This window comes from Sulfurimonas sp. (assembly GCF_023228785.1).
In the GTDB taxonomy this organism is placed as follows: domain Bacteria; phylum Campylobacterota; class Campylobacteria; order Campylobacterales; family Sulfurimonadaceae; genus Sulfurimonas.
Genome location: NZ_JALOAN010000040.1, coordinates 1 through 19506, shown reverse-complemented (window position 1 = coordinate 19506; position 19506 = coordinate 1). Strand labels below are relative to the sequence as shown.

19 protein-coding genes are annotated in these 19506 nt (G+C 35.1%); 2 read left to right on the top strand and 17 right to left on the bottom strand.

Features of this window, described 5'->3' with window-relative positions; translation table 11 throughout:
* Positions 1 to 239: 239 nt before the first annotated feature.
* From M0Q24_RS09685 to M0Q24_RS09610, 16 genes are all read right to left on the bottom strand, one after another.
* Positions 240 to 443, bottom strand: a complete 204-nt coding sequence (locus M0Q24_RS09685) for a hypothetical protein (protein WP_295050162.1) — start codon at positions 441 to 443, stop codon at positions 240 to 242.
* A gap of 19 nt (positions 444 to 462) precedes the next feature.
* Complete coding sequence (lpxD, locus tag M0Q24_RS09680) at positions 463 to 1413, bottom strand: UDP-3-O-(3-hydroxymyristoyl)glucosamine N-acyltransferase (RefSeq protein ID WP_295050160.1); 951 nt, start codon at positions 1411 to 1413, stop codon at positions 463 to 465.
* A 21-nt stretch (positions 1414 to 1434) separates the two neighbouring features.
* Positions 1435 to 1911, bottom strand: coding sequence for an acetolactate synthase small subunit (gene ilvN / locus M0Q24_RS09675; RefSeq protein WP_295050159.1), 477 nt, complete (start codon positions 1909 to 1911; stop codon positions 1435 to 1437).
* Positions 1911 to 3605, bottom strand: coding sequence for an acetolactate synthase large subunit (locus M0Q24_RS09670; RefSeq protein ID WP_295050157.1), 1695 nt, complete (start codon positions 3603 to 3605; stop codon positions 1911 to 1913). Before M0Q24_RS09670 ends, ilvN begins: the two co-directional genes overlap by 1 nt.
* An 88-nt stretch (positions 3606 to 3693) precedes the next feature.
* On the bottom strand, positions 3694 to 5820 hold the full coding sequence (locus M0Q24_RS09665; RefSeq protein WP_295050155.1) for a WD40 repeat domain-containing protein: 2127 nt from the start codon (positions 5818 to 5820) through the stop codon (positions 3694 to 3696).
* 1 nt (position 5821) lies between these two features.
* Positions 5822 to 7027, bottom strand: a complete 1206-nt coding sequence (gene ilvA / locus M0Q24_RS09660; RefSeq protein WP_295050153.1) for a threonine ammonia-lyase — start codon at positions 7025 to 7027, stop codon at positions 5822 to 5824.
* 5 nt (positions 7028 to 7032) lie between these two features.
* Positions 7033 to 7464: a CoA-binding protein gene (locus M0Q24_RS09655; protein WP_295050151.1), complete on the bottom strand. Its 432-nt coding sequence runs from the start codon at positions 7462 to 7464 to the stop codon at positions 7033 to 7035.
* 81 nt (positions 7465 to 7545) lie between these two features.
* Entirely contained in the window at positions 7546 to 8982 is a 1437-nt protein-coding gene (locus M0Q24_RS09650) for a DUF1007 family protein (protein ID WP_295050149.1), read from the bottom strand.
* A 24-nt stretch (positions 8983 to 9006) separates the two neighbouring features.
* Entirely contained in the window at positions 9007 to 9600 is a 594-nt protein-coding gene (locus M0Q24_RS09645) for a methyltransferase domain-containing protein (protein WP_295050147.1), read from the bottom strand.
* A gap of 14 nt (positions 9601 to 9614) precedes the next feature.
* Positions 9615 to 10388 carry a TIGR02757 family protein gene (locus M0Q24_RS09640; RefSeq protein WP_295050145.1) on the bottom strand — a complete coding sequence of 258 codons (774 nt, stop codon included), beginning with the start codon at positions 10386 to 10388 and terminating at the stop codon, positions 9615 to 9617.
* Positions 10357 to 11625, bottom strand: a complete 1269-nt coding sequence (locus tag M0Q24_RS09635; protein WP_295050144.1) for an RNA polymerase factor sigma-54 — start codon at positions 11623 to 11625, stop codon at positions 10357 to 10359. The genes M0Q24_RS09640 and M0Q24_RS09635 overlap by 32 nt, the downstream gene beginning before the upstream one ends.
* 12 nt (positions 11626 to 11637) lie before the next feature.
* Positions 11638 to 12360, bottom strand: a complete 723-nt coding sequence (gene lptB, locus M0Q24_RS09630) for an LPS export ABC transporter ATP-binding protein (RefSeq protein ID WP_295050142.1) — start codon at positions 12358 to 12360, stop codon at positions 11638 to 11640.
* The gene (tsaE, locus tag M0Q24_RS09625; protein ID WP_295050141.1) at positions 12347 to 12766 is read right to left on the bottom strand and encodes a tRNA (adenosine(37)-N6)-threonylcarbamoyltransferase complex ATPase subunit type 1 TsaE; all 420 of its coding nucleotides are present in this window, start codon (positions 12764 to 12766) and stop codon (positions 12347 to 12349) included. The genes lptB and tsaE overlap by 14 nt, the downstream gene beginning before the upstream one ends.
* Positions 12763 to 13749 carry an anthranilate phosphoribosyltransferase gene (gene trpD, locus M0Q24_RS09620; protein ID WP_295050139.1) on the bottom strand — a complete coding sequence of 329 codons (987 nt, stop codon included), beginning with the start codon at positions 13747 to 13749 and terminating at the stop codon, positions 12763 to 12765. Before trpD ends, tsaE begins: the two co-directional genes overlap by 4 nt.
* Positions 13746 to 13994 (bottom strand): S4 domain-containing protein, encoded by a 249-nt coding sequence (locus M0Q24_RS09615; protein WP_295050137.1) that lies wholly within the window; start codon positions 13992 to 13994, stop codon positions 13746 to 13748. Before M0Q24_RS09615 ends, trpD begins: the two co-directional genes overlap by 4 nt.
* A 128-nt stretch (positions 13995 to 14122) precedes the next feature.
* Positions 14123 to 15898: a YgiQ family radical SAM protein gene (locus M0Q24_RS09610; protein ID WP_295050135.1), complete on the bottom strand. Its 1776-nt coding sequence runs from the start codon at positions 15896 to 15898 to the stop codon at positions 14123 to 14125.
* 55 nt (positions 15899 to 15953) lie between these two features.
* On the opposite strand from M0Q24_RS09610, the gene M0Q24_RS09605 reads away from it, so the two are divergent.
* Entirely contained in the window at positions 15954 to 17639 is a 1686-nt protein-coding gene (locus M0Q24_RS09605; RefSeq protein WP_295050133.1) for an AMP-binding protein, read from the top strand.
* Between the two features lie 6 nt (positions 17640 to 17645).
* A complete protein-coding gene (locus M0Q24_RS09600) occupies positions 17646 to 18176 on the top strand; it encodes a flagellar basal body-associated FliL family protein (RefSeq protein ID WP_295050131.1) in 531 nt (176 codons plus the stop codon).
* Between the two features lie 2 nt (positions 18177 to 18178).
* Here the strand turns inward: M0Q24_RS09600 and M0Q24_RS09595 are convergent, their stop codons facing one another.
* A complete protein-coding gene (locus M0Q24_RS09595) occupies positions 18179 to 19096 on the bottom strand; it encodes a manganese-dependent inorganic pyrophosphatase (protein WP_295050129.1) in 918 nt (305 codons plus the stop codon).
* Between the last annotated feature and the right edge of the window lie 410 nt (positions 19097 to 19506).

Sequence of the window (19506 nt, the reverse complement as noted above, 5' to 3'; positions counted from 1 at the left end):
CCAATAGTATGCAATATACGGTCTTTATTTTCAATAAAAATATCATATACAGATTTAGAAATAATTGTCTTATTTATTTAGAAAAATGAGACTGCAAAGAAGAAGTTCTTTCACAGTCTCTCTGCGTTGGAACTCATATATATCTGAGTTGTTGTGCATATATAGGCTCCCACGCAGAGCGTGGGAGCCAGAGTAACCTCGCTCGTTCCAATGCTCTGCGTTGGGAACCAGTGAAAGAACTATTTTAGATCTTGAAGTGCCTTTATAACTTCATCCAAATTCTCTAATGGAATATGAACCTTCCACTCTGGAGTATCACTTTTTCCAGTTAGAGATATACCAATACTTGCTACCGTATGGCTATCTTTTCCATATGGTTCTTCTAATTTAGTTACAGATATAACACCTTTTTTTGTTCCACTTAATTCTATTGTTTTTGACATATTCGCTTTCCTTTAAAGTTTATTTTACTAGTCTAGCTAGTTTTGCCTGAAGTTTCAACCATAATCTATGCTCCATTAGAGGAAAGCCGGCAAATGTTAGGCCACTCTCTTTGATACTCTTTGTAACTCCACTTCTTGCAGCCATTGTTGTAAATGCGGCAACCTCAAGATGCCCAGATATTGCACTTTGCCCACCCATCACAACATTTCTGCCCATTATAGTAGATCCTGCAATGCCAGCTTGTGAGACTAGAACGCTATACTCACCTATAACGCAGTTGTGCCCTACTTGAACAAGGTTATCAATCCTAACACCTTGTTTTATAAGTGTTGTTCCAAAAGCAGCCCTATCTATCGCAGTAGAGCTTCCAATCTCAACATCATCTTCAATAACTACATTTCCATTTTGATAGATCTTCTTATGCTCGCCTTGCTTTGAAGTAGCAAACCCAAAACCATCACTTCCAATAGTTGAATTTGCATGAATAATACAATCACTTCCAACTTTACAATCTCTATAGATACAAACACTTGGATAGAGGATAGTGTTATCACCTATGGTAACATTCGCGCCGATATATACATGAGCCATAATAGTGCAGTTTTTACCAATAGTAGCTCCATTTGCTATTTCAGCCCTAGGTGAAACTTTGCTACCCTCCCCTATCTTTGGTTCTGGAAGATTATCATCTTCTATACAAGGAGCAAAATACTTGGAGAGCTTTGCCATCTCCCAATAAGGAGATTCTACTACTAAAGCGATAGAGTCTGTTGGTACATATTTCTCTGTCTTAGCATCAACTATAATTACTCTAGCTTGTGAGTTTTTTATATCGCTTATGTATTTTGAATTTGACACAAAAGAGAGTTCTGTCTTTGAAGCAGATTTTAAAGTGTTCATGCCCGTAACTTCAAACTCTTCACCATTAAATTTTGCTCCAATAATAGAAGCTATTTCTGATATCTTCATCTTTATCCTTTTAGATTACACTTATCTCTCAAGTGCAACGGCACCACTTCTTACTATCTCTTTTGGGTTATATCTTTTGATCATCTTTAAGAAATTATCTACTCTTTTTGGCTCATCTGCTATCATTGCAATAAAGATATTTTCTCCAACATTTACTATATTTCCATTATAAGCTAGACACATAGCCGCAATATCGCTAATATTTTCAGTTATAGGAAACTTCATTAAAGCCATCTCTTTTTCAACTAAATCAGCATGTTCATAAACCTTTAAAACAGGTACAAGCTTGTGAAGTTGCTTAGTTATTTGCTCTATTACTCTAACAGATCCAGATGTAACTATAGTTAGTCTTGAGTATTTACTCTCAGGAATCGGAGCTACTGTTAGTGAAGTTATATTGTATCCACGACCAGAAAAAAGATCTGTGATGCGAGATAAAACACTCGCTTCATTTACCACGATAACTGAAACTACTCTTCTTTCGCTATTTTCAGTCATTACTTCTCCTTTTTCTCTAATAACATCATGTTAAATAGGCTTCCACCAGATGGAACCATTGGCATAACATTTTCAAGTCTCTCAACAACAACATCAATAAAAGCAACAATATTTTTCTCTATTGCATCTTTTAAGGCTGCATCAAACTCTTCTTTTGTAGTAACTCTATAACCTATTCCACCAAAAGCTTCTGCTAAGAGAACAAAGTCAGGCTGAACGCTTAGATCTGTCTCACTATGTCTTTTGTCGTAAAATAGTGTTTGCCACTGACGAACCATTCCTAAGTAGTTGTTGTTCAAGATAATATTTATAACTGGAAGCTTTTGCTCAACCGCAGTCATAAGCTCTTGACAATTCATAAGGATAGATCCATCTCCTGTAAAGTTTATACTTATCTTATCAGGAGAAGCAGCTTTAACACCCATAGCAGCTGGAAAACCAAAACCCATAGTTCCAAGTCCACCAGAGCTTATAAACTGTCTAGGTCTGCTAAAAGGGTAAAACTGTGCAGTCCACATTTGGTGCTGACCAACATCTGTTGAGATATTTGCCCCGTCACCTAGCAACTCTCCTACCCTCTCTATAACCCATTGTGGTTTTATTCTATCTGTATCTTCATGATAGAAAAGAGGATGAAGTTCGGCAAAATTTGTTACAGTTTCTCTCCACGACTCATATTTAGCAGGGTTGATAGATGAAGAGATCTCTAACATCTCTTTTACAACGTTTTTAACATCTCCAACTATTGGGTAGTCAGCATTTACAAGTTTTGAAATAGATGCGGGATCTATATCGACATGAATAACACCAGCATTTTTAGCAAATTCTGATAGCTTTCCAGTTACACGATCATCAAATCTAGCACCGAGACCTATAACTAAGTCAGTTTCACTCATCGCCATATTTGATGCATAAGATCCATGCATTCCTAACATTCCAACCAAGAGTTCATCATCGTGTGATAAAACACCTCTAGCCATAAATGTCTCAACAGCAGGTATCCCAGTTCTCTTTACTAGCTCTCTTACTTCATATCCAGCGTTTGCATTTATTACTCCACCACCTATGTAAAAAAGTGGTCTTTTTGCTTTAGCTATTGCTGCAATTGCTTTTTTGATTTGGCGAGGATTGCCTTTGACATTTGGCTTATAAGTCTCAAGATCTACTTCTATTGAGTAGTCAAACTCTGCAATTTCAGCAGTTACATCTTTTGGAATATCAACATGAACAGGACCAGGACGACCTGAAGCTGCGATATGAAATGCTTCTTTTAGTACACGAGGTAAGTCACTTGCATTTGTTACAAGATAGTTATGTTTAGTACAAGATCTGCTAATTCCAACTGCATCTATCTCTTGAAATGCATCAGTACCTATTAGACTCATCGGAACTTGTCCACTAATAACTACTAAAGGAATAGAATCCATGTAAGCATCTGCTAAACCAGTTACGGCATTTGTAAAACCAGGACCACTTGTAATTAGAGCAACACCTACTTTTCCACTTGCTTTTGAGTAACCCTCAGCAGCGTGAACTGCAGCTTGCTCATGTCTTGTCAATATATGTTTAAATTTGTCTTGCTTATAAATCTCGTCGTAAACATTCATAATCGCTCCACCAGGGTAGCCAAAAACTGTGTCTACATCCTCTGCGATTAATGCTTCAATGACCATTTGTGCGCCACTAATCTGCATAAACGACTCCTTATTAAAAAATTCGCCAATTATATAAAAATAGAACTATAATTGAGGTTAAAAAGTCTGAAGATTTTTGGATTTAAATTTAATATAAGATGGAATTTACAATCATAGAAGATCGCCACATACTTTTAGAGCCTTTAGTTTGGAGATCTAGGTTTAATTTTGTTTGTGGATAGTTATCTTTAAAAATATTAAAAAGCGACTCTATTTGATCTTGAAGTCCAAAATATAAAATATAATTTTTTATACCATTTTCTATAATAACTTGCTCTTTTTCTTCTTCTATAGCTTTTTCAAGTTCAACCATATAGCACCAACCATATATATCTGCTAATGCAGAGCTTTTAGAGCTTACTTTCATATATTTTTCTAAAACTCTATTGACTTCTTTTATATTTGCATCTAGTGCAAATTCATTTGCGGTTGCTACTGCATCGTTATATTCTTTTTGTAGTCTTTTTCCTTCTTGAGTGCTTTGTAGATCTTCGTTTTGTGCAAGAATATTATAAGCAGTTGTTGTATCATCTTCTTTTATAGCTGCGTAAAATTTATGTCTGCACTCTATACTTTTCATAAGCTCTTTTGCATCTTCCGTAAAGTCACTAAAGTCTACTAAGACTCTTAACATTTTAATTGCCTCGTGAGTATTGTCTTGCTGAAATAGTTTTTGACTCTTTATATAGAGTGAATCAGCATAATCTAAAAGTGCAATATAATCTGGAAGTTCTTTTAAAAATGGGTTTAATTTTATAAGCTCAAAAGCCACTTTATAATCTTTTTGTCCAACAGCTACTCGAAAGCGTTTGTAAACTTCGCTTTTAGCAAATAGCTCTTGAATTAGCTTTGTCTTTTGCGTAACTCCCCTGTATGGAGCCAAAATCTCACGAGCCAGATCTGCACCTTTAGGGTCAATAGCATATTTTTTAGCTTCACAAAAAGTTTTTTTCCAGTTTAATTCAAGTGCTTTATATAGTTGAGAATCCTGATAATGAGGATGTTGTAGAGCTAGAGCGTAAGCAAGAGGAAATTTTGATTCTTGTGCAAATTTAGCGAATTTATCAAACTCTTTATACTCTTTTATAATTGCTTTTATAGCAGTGTTTCTAGCTGGTACATATTGAAAGTTTCCAAAAAGTTCAAGTGCTGTTTCTTTATCATTTTTCTCTAGTGCCAATCTAGCTTTTTTGACTGTTGAATCCCAAATAGAAATAACAAGTTGATATGCCTTTGTATAGGCTAATAGTGGATTTTCTTCTACTATCTCTTGTATCTTTTTATAACTTTTTATCCTTAAAAATTTAGCTATACGCTCCTCTGATGCGAAGATATGGTAAAAAAGTAGATCTGCATCCTCAGTTGCAACAATGAGTTGTGAGGTTTTTTCATGAAACTCAAGAGCTGTTATAGTTGATGTTAATTTTATATATTTTCTTGAGAGCATCTTATAACTCTCAAGCTCAAAAACCATAACATAACCGAGCTCACTTCCCAAAAAAAGAAAGATCCCATCATCGCTAGATGTAATAGAAGATATATCATCATGAATACCCTCTAAACGTTCAATAACTTTTCCCTTCTCACAATCCCAAACAATAGCAGTATTTGCCTTGTCAACGCTAAGAAGTCTATTTTCACTTAAAAAGTGAACTTTTAAAACTTCCTCATTGTGTCCTATGAGTCTATGCTTTTTTGTCATCGTTATCAAGTTAAAGAGGTGGATTTTCTTATCATAACTCGCAGTTGCAACCCATTGAGCATTTTTACTAAATGCTATATCTGTAAGTGAATCAGAGTGGATAGGAAGTGTAAAGGCTATTTTTTTATTTTCTATATCTATGGCATATGATTTTCCATCATCACCACAGCTAAACATATATTTAGAATTAGGATCAATTGCCACACAGTTTACTTCACCGCTATGTCTATCCATCTTTGCGATCGTTTTTTTGTTCTTTGCGTTATATAGTAGCGATTCTTTTTTAGTAGCGCTTATAAGTGTAAAATATAGTCCATTATCGCTAAAGTCAAAGACTTGTCTCTTAAAACTTTTATACTCTACACCACACTTAAAGCCAGATGCTGTTTTTAAAGTCACTAGATCTAAAAACCTAACTACACTCTTTGCATCTACCACTAGAAGCTTACCATCTTCCATGATTTTAACTCTAATGATGGCATTTTTAAAACTTATTTCTTTTGATGGCTTCATGCTAATGATCTCTTAAATACCCCTCAGCCCTTAGCATATCTTCTATCTCTTTTTGATGTGCTTGACCTTTTGTCTCCATGTGAACAGTAACATTTGCATCGCCATAATCAAGTGAGATCGAAGTTCTATCATATGATATGTGAACAATGTTTGCATTTAGCTCTTTTAGTATCTCGGTAAAGCGCATAAGTGAGCCAGGTTTATCTATAAGAGTAACAGTTAGTTTCATCTTTCTGCCAGACTTTAAAAGTCCTTTTTCAATAATTACAGACAAAAGTGTGACATCCATATTTCCGCCACTTAAAACTAAAGCTACTTTTTTACCCTTTAAATGATCTAGTTTGTTATGAATAACAGCAGCCACAGCAGCAGCTCCAGCACCCTCAACTACAAGTTTTTGTTTCTCAAGAAGAGCTAAAATAGCACTAGCTATCTCTGCATCATCTACACTAACAAAACGATCTACACTCTTCAATGCATAAGCAAGAGTAATGGAAGAAGTGTCTCTAACAGCTATACCATCAGCAATTGTTCTAACACTTAGAGAGTCTACTGCTTTTTTAAGCTCATATGAGTCTTTAAAAGCAGGAGCACCTTTTGCACTAACTCCTATAACTTCTATGTTTGGATTTATACTCTTTATAGCAGTAGCCATTCCTGCAATAAGACCGCCACCACCAACTGGGATAACTACTGCATCAAGATCTTTACATGATTCTAAAATCTCTAAAGCTACAGTTCCCTGACCAGCCATAACCTCTGTATCTTCAAAAGGATGCACAAATGTCAAAGAGTTTTTTGATCCAAACTCTTTTGCATAAGCATAGGCTTCATCATAGTTTGAACCTGCTAGTATAACTTCCGCGCCGTAGAGCTTTACGCCATCTATTTTTGTAAGAGGAGTAGAATCTGGCATAACGATAACTGCTCTGATGCCAAACTTTGAAGCACTAAGAGCCACACCTTGAGCGTGATTTCCAGCACTTGCAGCTATTACACCACAATCTTTTTGTGCTTTAGTTAGTGATGCTATCTTGTTATAAGCACCTCGTATCTTAAAAGCACCAGTTATTTGAAGGTTCTCTTTTTTTAAGTAGATCTCCATAGATGAGATCTTGCTGAGATGTGGAGCATATGAAAATGGAGTTTGTGAAATAACCTCCGCTATTGTATCTTTTGCTTTATAAATCATTTCTATATCTAACAACTTGCCTAACCTTCCAACGTTTTATGTTCTACCATCGCACATAAGTTTTGTACAACTCTCATTCCTGCATCTTTAGCTCTTTGTGCAGCCTCATTGTTTACAATGCCAATCTGTGACCAAAAGACTTTAACATCACCTCTTTGGATACAAGCATCTGCTACATCATCAAGCGCTTTTGGTTTTCTAAAAATATCTACCATATCGATCTCAAATGGAATCTCTTTTAAAGATCTATATACTTTTTCTCCAAGTATAGTCTCTTCTTTTGGATAGATTGGAACTATTTTGTAGCCACTCTCTTGAAGATAAGCTGCCACTCTATGACTAGCCTTGCTCTCATCTGGAGAGAGACCTACTACAGCAATAGTTTTTATATCTTTAAAAATTTTTTCTATCTCTTGTTTGTTCGAATTTACTGAGGGAAACTCACACTCCATCATAATCTCCTTGAAATAAAATTTATATTAAAGATGCGATTATACCGAAATTTGTCACCATTTAATTTTTCACAACTCTTACTAAGTTGAGAAAAATAACACAATTCCTAAGATAAAAATGAGAGCTAGAGATAGATACTCTAATATGATTTGGATTTTTGTATGCTTTTGTGAGGTTTTTTTACGCACACTTACACTTATAATAGCTGAGAGAAAAATTATGGTGCTCATTCCTAAACTCATAACAAAAGCCGATAAAAATCCTAAAAAATACATCCCCATTGAGAGTGAAAAGATGAAAATAGTAACAGTTCCAGGACATGGAATGATGCCAGCAGAGACAATAAGAGCTAGATCTGTAGAGTTTTGATCTACCTTACAAGATCCACAACCACAACTTGACTCGTGTGGAGTTGTGCTAAAGCTCATCATACTCTTTTTAGCTCTATAGGCTTTTAGCTTTTTGTATAGCAGATAAAGCGCTATTGCGATGATAACAAAAGCTGAGACTTTTGTAGTTAACATAATGGTGTTTTGCATAAACTGAGCCAAAAAAGTCTCTACAACAAAGTAGATTAAAAGAGTAAGTAAAAAGGCTGAAAAAGTATGCACAACTCCAATGGCAAGAGAGATAAAAAAGGCTTTAGTATAAGATCTGTCATTTGAGAGAAAGTAACTAGCTACGAGTGTTTTTCCATGTCCTGGACCTATCGCATGAACAAGTCCATAAACATACGCAAAAAGTAAAATAAGCAGATAAGTTAAAGGTTTTTTGCTCTCATCAGCCTCTTTAAAAAGAGACTTTAACTTCTCTATAGTTTGAAGTAAAAGGTTTTCTTGTGTTATTCCCTCATCTTGTTGTTGTGGCTCTTCTTGTTCTACTATCTCATCATTTATAACTACATCATCTTTTGATATAGTGTGAGACTGCATTTTCGTATCTTCTATCTCTAAAGTATTTTCAATTGGATCAAAACTGAAAAACAGAGCAGTGCTAAAGAGGTAAAGATTTTTAAGAAAATAGAGATCTTTTGTCTGTATATCAACATTTTCAACTATAAAACTAAAAAAAGCTTCATCATCTTCAAACAAAAAAGAGATTATATGCTTATCTTTTATATCTATATCTACAAAGATGTTAAATCGAAATAGAAGTCTTTTATCTACTACTTCTACACTAAAATCATCATAAGTCGCATCTATGATGTTTTCATGATCACTATCTCCATATTTTATGAGTGTGAGCATATTTTTTGGTACAAGATAACCCAGTTTAATCTCTAAAACTTTGTCTAATTCTTCTTTATCTAAGATAAGATTTTTATTTTTATCATAATTTAGGGTTAGCTCAGAAGTGTAAACATCGGAGAAGTGCCAAAGCACCTCTATTTTTTGAAGTTTGTTGTTTTGTATAGGTATTTTCAACCCAACATCCGCAGTAGGGATCATAAACGAACATGTAGCACATGAGTACAAAATAGCTTGCGTTAAAAGTATGTAAAAGAGTATTTTTTTCATTTGAGATATCATATCTTTATAAAACTATTTTGTAGCAGTAAGTAAAAACACACCATACTCTTTATGTGGTTTTTTTATAGTGTTTACTTGTGAGATCTCAACATCTCTAAAACCGCTTCTTGAGGCAATGCGTTGTAGTTCATCTGTGTCAAAACCAAAGTGAAAAACTCCTGTGTTGTCGGAGTGAAAACTACCATCTTCAAGCTCTAGATCTGCAATGGCAATAAAACCATCTTCTTCTATGTTTGAGTGAATTGTAGAAAAAAACAGGTGCAGATCTTCTATGTGGTGAAGAGTCATAGAGCTTATAAGCCCATCAAAACTTCTTTGTAGCGGTGTTTGTATGATGTCTTGGTGCACTATTTCAATACTAAGTTCAGGAGTATTTTTTGCACTAAGTTGTTCTAGCATACTAGCAGATGTATCGACTCCATAAACCTTTTTAACATGCTGTGCGATCTCAAAACCCAAAAGTCCAGTTCCAGATCCAAAGTCTAAGAGTTCCATTTCACTATGAAGAGCAAATCTCTCTAGTATCGCACCACCAATAGTTTTAGTATTAGTATTACTTCTTTTATCCCAGTCTTTAGCTCTATGTTTAAAGTTATCATGTTGCATGTTTGTTCCTAATATTAATTAATTTCAAGTAGTTTCTCTTGCCCGATCCTATACAAAGCAAAGTCATACTTTAGCGGATCTTTCTCATCAAAGCTCTTTAACATCTCTGTAAGTTCTATTGCAGCTTGTAAGTCGTAGGTTTTTCTGTGAAGTAGTCCAAGTTTTTTTGAGACATTAAATGTGTGGGTGTCTAGTGGCATTATAAGATCTGCTCTATCTACACAGCTCCAAAGTCCCATATCTATGTTGTCCTCTCTTACCATCCAGCGCAAAAACATCATCCATCTTTTTAGTGCCCCTGCTCCTTTGGTTTTTGTGGTTACTTTTGAAGTTAAGAATCTATAACCTTGAGTATCATGCGGATATGATGAGTTTATACTCTCTATAAGAGCGTTGATCCCATGTATAACAGATCTCTCTTTTAGGTAAGCTACTTTAAAGATCTCTTCTAGCGAGCTTTTTTCATTTAGTCTCTTTAGGGATATAAAAAGAGCTATAACATCTTCACTTTTTTGAAACCTGTAGTAGTGGTTTTTTAGAGCCTCTTTGATCTCTTTGTCACTCTTTTTTAAAAGTTCAAAGTCTAGTGAGTCTAAAAACTTAACTATCTGTTTAACTCCACCATAGGCGAACAAAGCACAGATCAAAGAGATGTTTGGATCTTTGTGTCTCTTAGCAACTAAGATTGGATCTAGCTTATCTTTAGAGACTTCATTTGCGTCATCTCGCTTTTTAGCCTCTTTGTCTAGTCGCTCTTTAATGTAGATGATAGAGTTTTTTTCGCTCACTTGAACCTGCTATATTTAGTTGTTTTCTATACTTTGCGATGGTGCGTCTAACCATTTTAACTTTAAACTTCTCTTGTATGAGATCTAGAAGTTTCATATCGCTTAGTGGTTTTAAGCGATTTTCTTGTTTAATGAGTCCTACTAAAAACTCTTTTATGGCTGCGTTTGAGACATCTTCATCTATGGCAGTTGTAAAAAACTCTTTCATAGCAAAAACACCACGATCACAAGCTATGTACTTGTTTGCTATGGCTCGTGAGATCGTCGATGGATTGTGTCCAAACTCATCTGCTAAAGTCTTTAGAGTAAGTGGCATGATCTGCCCACCTACAAAAAACTCGTACTGGTACTCAACGATCATAAGCCCTACTTTGTAAAGTGTCGCACGCCTCATATCAAGAGCATCTACAAGGCTTTTTGCTTCTTTGATCTTTTGAGTTATAAACTCATGCTCAACCGCGTAGTTAGTGTCTATTTTTATGGTTGGGTAGTACTCATCGTTTAGCTTTATTTCTATCTCTTCTTCATCATTAAAAAAGATCATAAGATCTGGAACTACTTGAGCTGAGTCCTCTTGGTATTCTATGGCTGGAGGGTTTTTAAAGCTTGAGAGAACTCTCATAACTTCACTAAAATGCTCTTTTGATGAGTGATCATGTATGTCTTCAAGTGAGTTTATAACTTCTTTGCAAAGAGGGTAAGCTTCATCGCTAATGTCTGAGCTATCTAGTTGAAACAAAAAAGATTCAGCTATATCTTTTGCAGCAATACCAACTGGCTCTATAAAAGCAAAACGAAGGCGAACTTTTTCAAACTCATCTTCGCTAAGCTTGTTTTTTTCACAAAAACTACTTGTGTCTCCCTCATAGTAACCATTTTCATCTAAGTTTTCTACTACAAAAGAGGCTATTTTTTGTGAGAGTGGAGTTGGAAAAAGTGGTTTTCCTATCTGTTCATCCAAGATCTCATAAAGAGATCTAGTCTGAATGGTTAGAGCTTCTATTTGCTCCGTTCTTGAGTTACTTACATGTCCGCTTAAAATCTTTTTAGGGATCTTTTTTGCAAACTCTTCTTCATAACCTGATTTTATTTCAACAACAGGGTTGGACTCAACAAAAGGAGCCATAGCATCACCGAGATCTCCAAGACTAGAATGAAGTATGGGAAGCCAGTTTCTCAAAGTGTTTGAGAGTTTGTGCTTAGTTGCAACGCTGGTGTTTTGCCTTAGTGTAGCCATGATTTTTTAAGCTTAAAGCTTAAACTCCTCGCCTAAGTAGTGTTTTTTAACATCTGCATTTCGCCCTATTTCTTCACTTGTTCCAGATGCAAGAAGTGAACCTGCTTTTATAACATAGGCTCGATCGCAAACTGCAAGTGTTTCACGGACATTATGATCAGTTATTAAAACCCCAATGTTGTAAGAAACAAGCTGATGGATCACATTTTGTATGTCCATAACAGCTATGGGATCTACTCCTGCAAAAGGTTCATCTAGAAGTAAAAACTTAGGACGATTAACCAAAGCACGAGCTATTTCAACACGGCGTCTTTCTCCACCACTAAGGCTAATGCCTTTACGATTACGAATTGGCTCAATGTTAAACATATCTAGCAGTTCTAAGATCCTAGCCTCTTGAGACTCTTTGTCTTTGTAACCAACTTGTGCTGCTACCATTAAGTTGTCCTCAACACTGAGATCTTTAAATATAGAAGCCTCTTGTGGAAGATAACCGATACCTTTTATGGCTCTTTCATGTAGAGGCATATCTGAGATGTTTTCATCGTCAAAAAAAACCTCTCCACCACTAGCTTCTACAAGTCCACATATCATATAAAAAGTAGTAGTTTTTCCAGCTCCATTTGGTCCGAGTAGTCCTACAACTTCTCCACTACTAACTTCAAGGCTCATACCTTTTACTATCTCTAGATCTTTTATCTTTTTCTTTAAGTCAACTGCTCTAAGCGTGTGCATAATTTACCTCATATTCTCTACTATTATCATCTATTTTTTTTATATTAATTGTCATGTTTTCTATCTCTGCTGCATCTAAAATCTCTTTGAGTTTTTCATCACCCCACTCTACTAAATGAACTCCATCTTTTTCTAACTCCTCAAGCATTCCCAAAGAGATAAAATGATCTAGTCCATGGTTGTAGATGTCATAGTGAAAGACTCTATCTCCATAGCATTGTTGAAGTGAAAAAGTAGGTGAAGTAACCTCTTCTACTATCCCTTTGTACTTAACAAACTCTTTTGTAAATGTTGTTTTTCCAGATGCCAGGTCTCCTTTTAAAATTATGACTCCATTATCAAAATTTTCACAAATATCTTGTGCTAAAGTCTCAATTTGATTAAGTTTTAGTAGATATTTCTTCATAATTTGTTTGATATTTCTATAATTTTTCTAAGTTTCTCTTTGGCTTTTGCTGATTTTATAGTTTCTCTTGCGATCTCAAGCCCATCTTGCATATCTCTTGCCATTCCATCAACCATAAGAGCTGCTGCGGTGTTGATTAGAACTATATCTCTTTGTGCAGTTGTTGCTTTTGAGTCGAGAATATCATGAAGTATAGTTGCATTAAATATCGCATCTCCACCAACTATAGAACTAAGTGGTGCTTTTTTTATGCCGTAGATCTGTGGATCTATAACAAACTCTTTTACCTCTCCTTTGTAGAGTCTTGACGCGTAGGTAATATCAGAAATACTTATCTCGTCCATATTCTCTTTTGAGCTAACTACCATGGTTGATTTTGCACCATTTATCTTCAGTGCTTCTGCCATTTTTGATACAAAAGATTTGTGAAAAACTCCAAGAAGTGACTTCTTAACTCCAGCAGGATTCGTTAAAGGTCCAAGTATATTAAAGATAGTTTTATCAGGTATATTTTTTCTAACTGGCATGATAAACTTCATAGCAGGATGATGATTTGTTGCAAACATAAAAGTAAAACCACTCTCTTCTAAAAGTTTAGCACTATCTTCTATACTTAGATCTAGTCTAACTCCTAATTTTTCAAACATATCTGCACTTCCAGACTTTGAAGTAACAGATCTACTTCCATGCTTTGCAACAAAGCATCCAGAAGCTGCAAGTATGATAGCAACGGTTGAAGATATGTTAAAGCTTCCAATCTTGTCTCCACCAGTCCCAACTACATCTATAGCTTTATCTCTAAGCCCACTTGATATTGGAAGCATCAAAGCATTTTGCCGCATCACATCAGCCGCAGCTGCAATGGTCTCTACAGAAGTATTTTCATCAAGCTTTATACTGATCAAAAACTCAAGCATCTCTTCTTCATTCATCTCATTGTTAAATAGTGAAATGAATTGCTCTTTTGCCTCAGAATAAGTCATGACAACTCCTTAATGTATTCACTTTGTAGTGATTTTGGAGTTGATTTTGTAGTAGGAATCTTAAGCACCTCATACATTTTAGTGTTATCAAGAAAGTTGATGCTAATAATGCTACCAACTTCAACACCTTTACTAGCCTTAGCTACTGCACCATTTATCAAAACAACCTTGTTATTTATCATATCTTGTGCGACTGAGCGTCTTTTTGTGATATTTACGGAGTTTAAAAACTTATCTATTCTCATGTTTATGTACTTTTTTTGTTATTTGTTGAGTATTGTAGAATATTAAAACTGAGAGTATAGTAAGAGTTGGAACATTTTTTGCTGAATTATTAGCTTCTTAGTAGTAAGGTTGACTTTTTCTTTATTTTCTAAGAAGCAAATCCACTTTTAAAACAATCTTTTGCTACTACGATCTGCTTTTGTTTCTCTTTTCTTTTTGTGTCTTTTTCTACAAAGATCTTCTTTCTTGTCTTTGGATCTAGCTCTGTGTAGTACATAACCGCAGAGTAAGTGCTAGGCGTTGGAGTAAATACTTGAGCTTGTTCTGGGTTCATCTTTAGCTCATCTGTTGTAAAATGCTTTAATTCATGCATGTCTTTTTCTTCACAACCAGGATGTGCAGCTATGAGATAGTAGGTTAAAAATTGGTTTTTGCCTGACTCTTTGTTTAGTCTATCGTACATCTTTTTAAAGTCAACTAGAGTCTCTTTGCCAGGCTTTCCCATAAGTTCCAACACATGCTGCTGCGTATGCTCAGGTGCTACTTTCATCTGCCCAGAGATATGATGTTCTACCATCTCTTTTAGGTATGAGTAACCATGCTTTTTATCAGCAGTAATTAGGTCATATCTAACTCCAGAAGCTACAAAAGCTTTTCTTACACCCTCAACCTCTCTTACTCTTCTAAGTAGGTTAATGTTTCTAGAGTGATCTACATGCATAACTTTACAAAGTCTGTCTGCATCTACGCATCGTATGTCATCGCAAGTGCCTTTTTTAAGCTTTTTAGCACACTCATAACCGTACATATTTGCAGTTGGGCCGCCAACATCACTTATGATGCCTTTATAATCTTTATACTTATTAAAATCTTTTGCTTCTTTAAGAATGTTCTCTTCTGTTCTAGTTCTTATGGTTCTACCTTGATGAACACCAATCGCACAAAAGTTACACTCTCCCCAACAACCATGATGAGTCATAATAGAGAACTTAATAGTCTCTAAACACTTAACTTTCCCCATCTTCGCATAGTAAGGATGAAGTTCTCTAGTAAAAGGCAGGTTTGAGTTTGCATCCATCTCTTCTTGGTTGAGATAATCACATGGAGGATTTTGTATGAGGTAGCGCTCATCTACTTTTTGACAAAGTCCTTTTGCACTTATGGGATCATTGTTATCGTAAAAATCATCAAAAAGGTCAATATAACGCTCTTTATCGTCCAAACACTCTTGATGTGATGGAAGTTCTATATACTCAAGCTTTGGCTCTTTAGAGATGTAGCAAACTCCTCTAATGTCACTATAATCTTCTTTGTTCTCTATTGCACGAGTTAGCTCTTCTAGTGCGATCTCTCCCATTCCGTAGATCAGCACATCGGCTTTTGAGTCAAAAAGAATTGGTTTTTTGAGTCTGTTTTGCCAGTAGTCATAGTGGCTTACTCGTCTTAAAGAGGCCTCTATGCCTCCTATCATAATTGGAACTGTGTTTTTAAAATATCTTCGTATGAGGTTGCAGTAAACGCTTAAGGCTCGATCTGGTCTTTTGTCGTTTTTTCCACCTGGAGTATAGTCATCTGTGTTTCTAAACTTCTTTGTAGCAGTATAGTTACTAACCATGCTATCAACACTTCCACCACTCACGCCCCAGTAGAGCCTAGGCTCACCAAGTCTTTTTATATCAACATCGCTATTAATATCAGGCTGACCGATCATTCCAACTCTGTAACCCATCCGCTCAAGCATACGCCCAACCATTGCTACGCCAATAAAAGGAGAGTCTATATATGCATCTCCACTAATTAAGATAATATCGCACATATCCCAGCCAAGAGCGTCCATTTCTGCTTTTGTTGTTGGAAGGAAATCTTTTTGACTAAATGTAACAGTATTTCGTGTTGGTTGTTTTGTTTTGCTTCTTCTACTCAAAATATCTCTTTTTAAGTATAATAATACTTAATCAAATTAAAATAAGAGATTAGTTATGACCTACCCCTATGAAAATTTAAATAACTTTACACTTAGAGATTTACTAAATCGCTCAATTGAACTCTACGCTGAGACCGATGTACTAAGCAAACTCTCAGAGACGCCAATGACATACAAAGAGTTTGGACAAAAAGTTCAAGAGATGACAAAACTACTACAAAAAAATGGTATTTCCCATGGCGATAAAGTCCTACTTCTTAGCCAAAATATGCCAAATTGGGCTATTGCATACTTTAGTGTGACTTATATCGGTGCAGTTATTGTTCCAGTACTTCCAGACTTTCATCCCTCAGAAGTTCTTCATATACTTCGTCATTCTGAGGCAAAGGCAGCTTTTGTATCTCGCAAACATCTAAGTACACTAGAAGAGAGTAGCAACACTGATTTGGAATTTGCTATAGAGTTAGATAGTCTTAAAATTATAGATGAGTCCATACATAAAAGCCATTTAAGTGAGCTTGCTAAAAAAACCAAAGAGATGGCACAAAAATTTTCAAACACATCTCCTAAAGTTCCAAAAGAGGACGATCTAGCTGCTATCATATATACATCTGGGACAACAGGACACTCAAAAGGTGTAATGCTAAGTCATAAAAACATAGTAACTAATGCACTATCAACATATTCTATCTTAGAGATCACAAAAGATGATGTGTTTTTATCCATACTTCCACTAGCTCATACTTATGAGTGTACGGTTGGACTTATTGTTCCCATCCTTCATGGATCTAGTGTTGTATACATTGATAAAACACCGACTCCTAGCGTTTTACTAAAGGCTTTTGAACTTGTAAAACCAACTATGATATTGAGTGTGCCTCTTATTATAGAGAAGATTTATAAAAACAAAATCCTACCAAAATTTACTAGCTCTTTTATTATGAGAAACCTATATAAAAATAGCTTTATTAGAAAAAAATTAAATAAGATAGCTGGTAAAAAACTCTTAGAGACTTTTGGTGGCAGACTTAAATTTTTTGGTATAGGTGGAGCGGCACTTTCACCATTTGTTGAGAAATTTCTTTTAGAAGCCGAATTTCCTTACACTGTGGGTTATGGTCTAACTGAGACTGCTCCACTTTTAGCTGGAACAAATATAAATCTAACTCCAAAGTTTAAATCAACTGGTCCAGCTTTTTATGGAGTTGAACTTAAGATTAAAGATCCAGATCCTATAACTAAAGAGGGAGAGATCATCGCAAAATCTCCAAGCTTAATGCTAGGGTATTACAAAGATAAAGAACAAACTGAGGAAGTTATACGAGATGGTTGGTTACATACAGGAGATCTAGGGTTCATAGATGAAGATGGTTATCTATTCATTAGAGGAAGAAGTAAAAATGTCATCATAGGAGCTGATGGTAAAAACATCTACCCAGAACAACTAGAATCCATCATAAATCAAAATGAAGCTGTGCTTGACTCACTTGTTTTAGAGCAAAATTCCAAACTAGTAGCAAGAATTCACTTAGATTATGAACTTTTAGATGAAAGATTCAATGCTAGTAAAACATCTGATTTAAAAGTTAAAGATGAGATCACAAATCTTTTAGAAGAGTTGCGACTTGATGTAAATAACCAAGTAGCCTCATCATCTAAAATGATTAAGTTTATAGAACAAATAGAGCCTTTTGTAAAGACCCCTACTAAAAAGATAAAAAGATATATTTATGTGGAGTAGATAATCATGTTACAAAAAATCATAACAATAATCATATGGCTTGTAATAGCATCTCTTCTTATTTTATTGATAATTTATGGAGTCTCAACTTCAGACTTTAAAAATTTAAAAAAATATGAAAATGAAGATTATGGAATAAGCAACGTTAGAGATAAAATGCAAAATCCTTCAAAGAAAAAACAAGAGTTTGCCAAGGAGAGGTTCTACACTAACAGAGTAACTATAAAAAGTTCAACTATGGCAAATCTAGGTGATTTTACTGTAAATATAGCTGGAGATAAAAAGCTTATACTTAACATATCACTAAAATATAAAAATAAAGATGGAAATAGCTGGTTAAGCACAAATGGCGTAAAAAACGAGATCTTAGTTAAAGGTGATGTTCTAAGAGATGCTGTTATACATACTTTTTCAAATTCAAATAGCGCTAGAGCAACAAACAATAAAATGAAAAAAGAGTTAGTACAAAATATAAACGCTTATCTCTCAGAAGGAGAGATAGAAGAGGTTTATTTTAATAGATTTTTAATCCAGTAGACTTAAAACTGTGCTTGAAGAAATGGTATAACTTGTTTTTTACGACTCAAAACTCCATCAAGCCATGCCTCTGAGTTTTCAAGTTTGCATTTAAACGCTCGCTCTACTTTGCTGTTATCATCACTAATAACTAGCATTTGAGAGCCCTCTTTCATTATATCAGTTAAAAGAATGATAACGCTATGAAGACCGTTCTCCTCTTTTAGTTTTTTCATATCAAGAAAAAGATCAGCTTTTATATTATCAAAAACACTTAGATCTACTACCTCAAGTTGTCCAATACCCAGCTTATCACTTCCCATAACAAACTCTTTATAATCACGAGTATTTAACTCTCTAGCACTAGCACCTTCTACTGCTGACTTTACGATAAACATCTCCATACCAAGAGCCTTATAGTCTTCGATGCCAGCAATTTTTGCTAACTCTTTAACTGCTTTTGTATCTATCTTTGTGCATGTTGGAGATTTAAATATAACAGTATCGCTAAGTATCGCACACATCATCATCCCAGCTATATCTTTTGGAATATCAACACCGTGATAATCATACGCCTCTTTAATAACTGTGTTTGAACAACCAATAGGTCTGATCCAGCACTCTAGTGGAGTAGAAGTAGTAATATCTCCAAGTTTATGGTGATCATAGATCCCTAAAATAGTAGCTTCCATAATATCTTTTGGAGCTTGAGCTAAGTCTGAAAAATCAACTAAATAAACACTCTCACCTGCATAAGAAGTCTTAAGTTCTGGAACACTTCCGCCAAATTTGTTTAGTATAAACTCCGTCTCAGGAGAGATCTCACCTTGACGAGTAGCTACACAATTTTCACCGAGTTTGTTTTTAAGATAAGCTAGAGAAATTGCTCCGACTATAGAATCAGAATCTGGATTAGTGTGCCCAAAAATATATGTTGACATTTAATTGACCTTTAAAATTTTTTTGTAATTATACACTTAGTTTTTAAAGCAAAACTTAGTCGTTAATTTTATCAACTTGTGCTACTTTGTTGCCATCTTTAACAATTTCAACACTCCAACCTCGTTCCATCTCTCCCGAGATGGAATGCATACAGAAGTCAACATGCAGAACAACATATCACACCTCAGGAGAGGTGTGACGAGATTCCTCTCGCTCCCATGCTGTGCTTGGGAGTGTATACAACTGTTTCTATATGCTTTATCTATATGCATTCCCAAGTAAAGAGACTGTGAAAGAACTTTCTAAAAGAACTCTTAAATAAGGGTTCTTTTAATCCCTAAAATGGTACAATACCGTCATAAAACTTCGTAATATAGGGCTTTGATGAGTAGTAATTATAAAGAAGGCT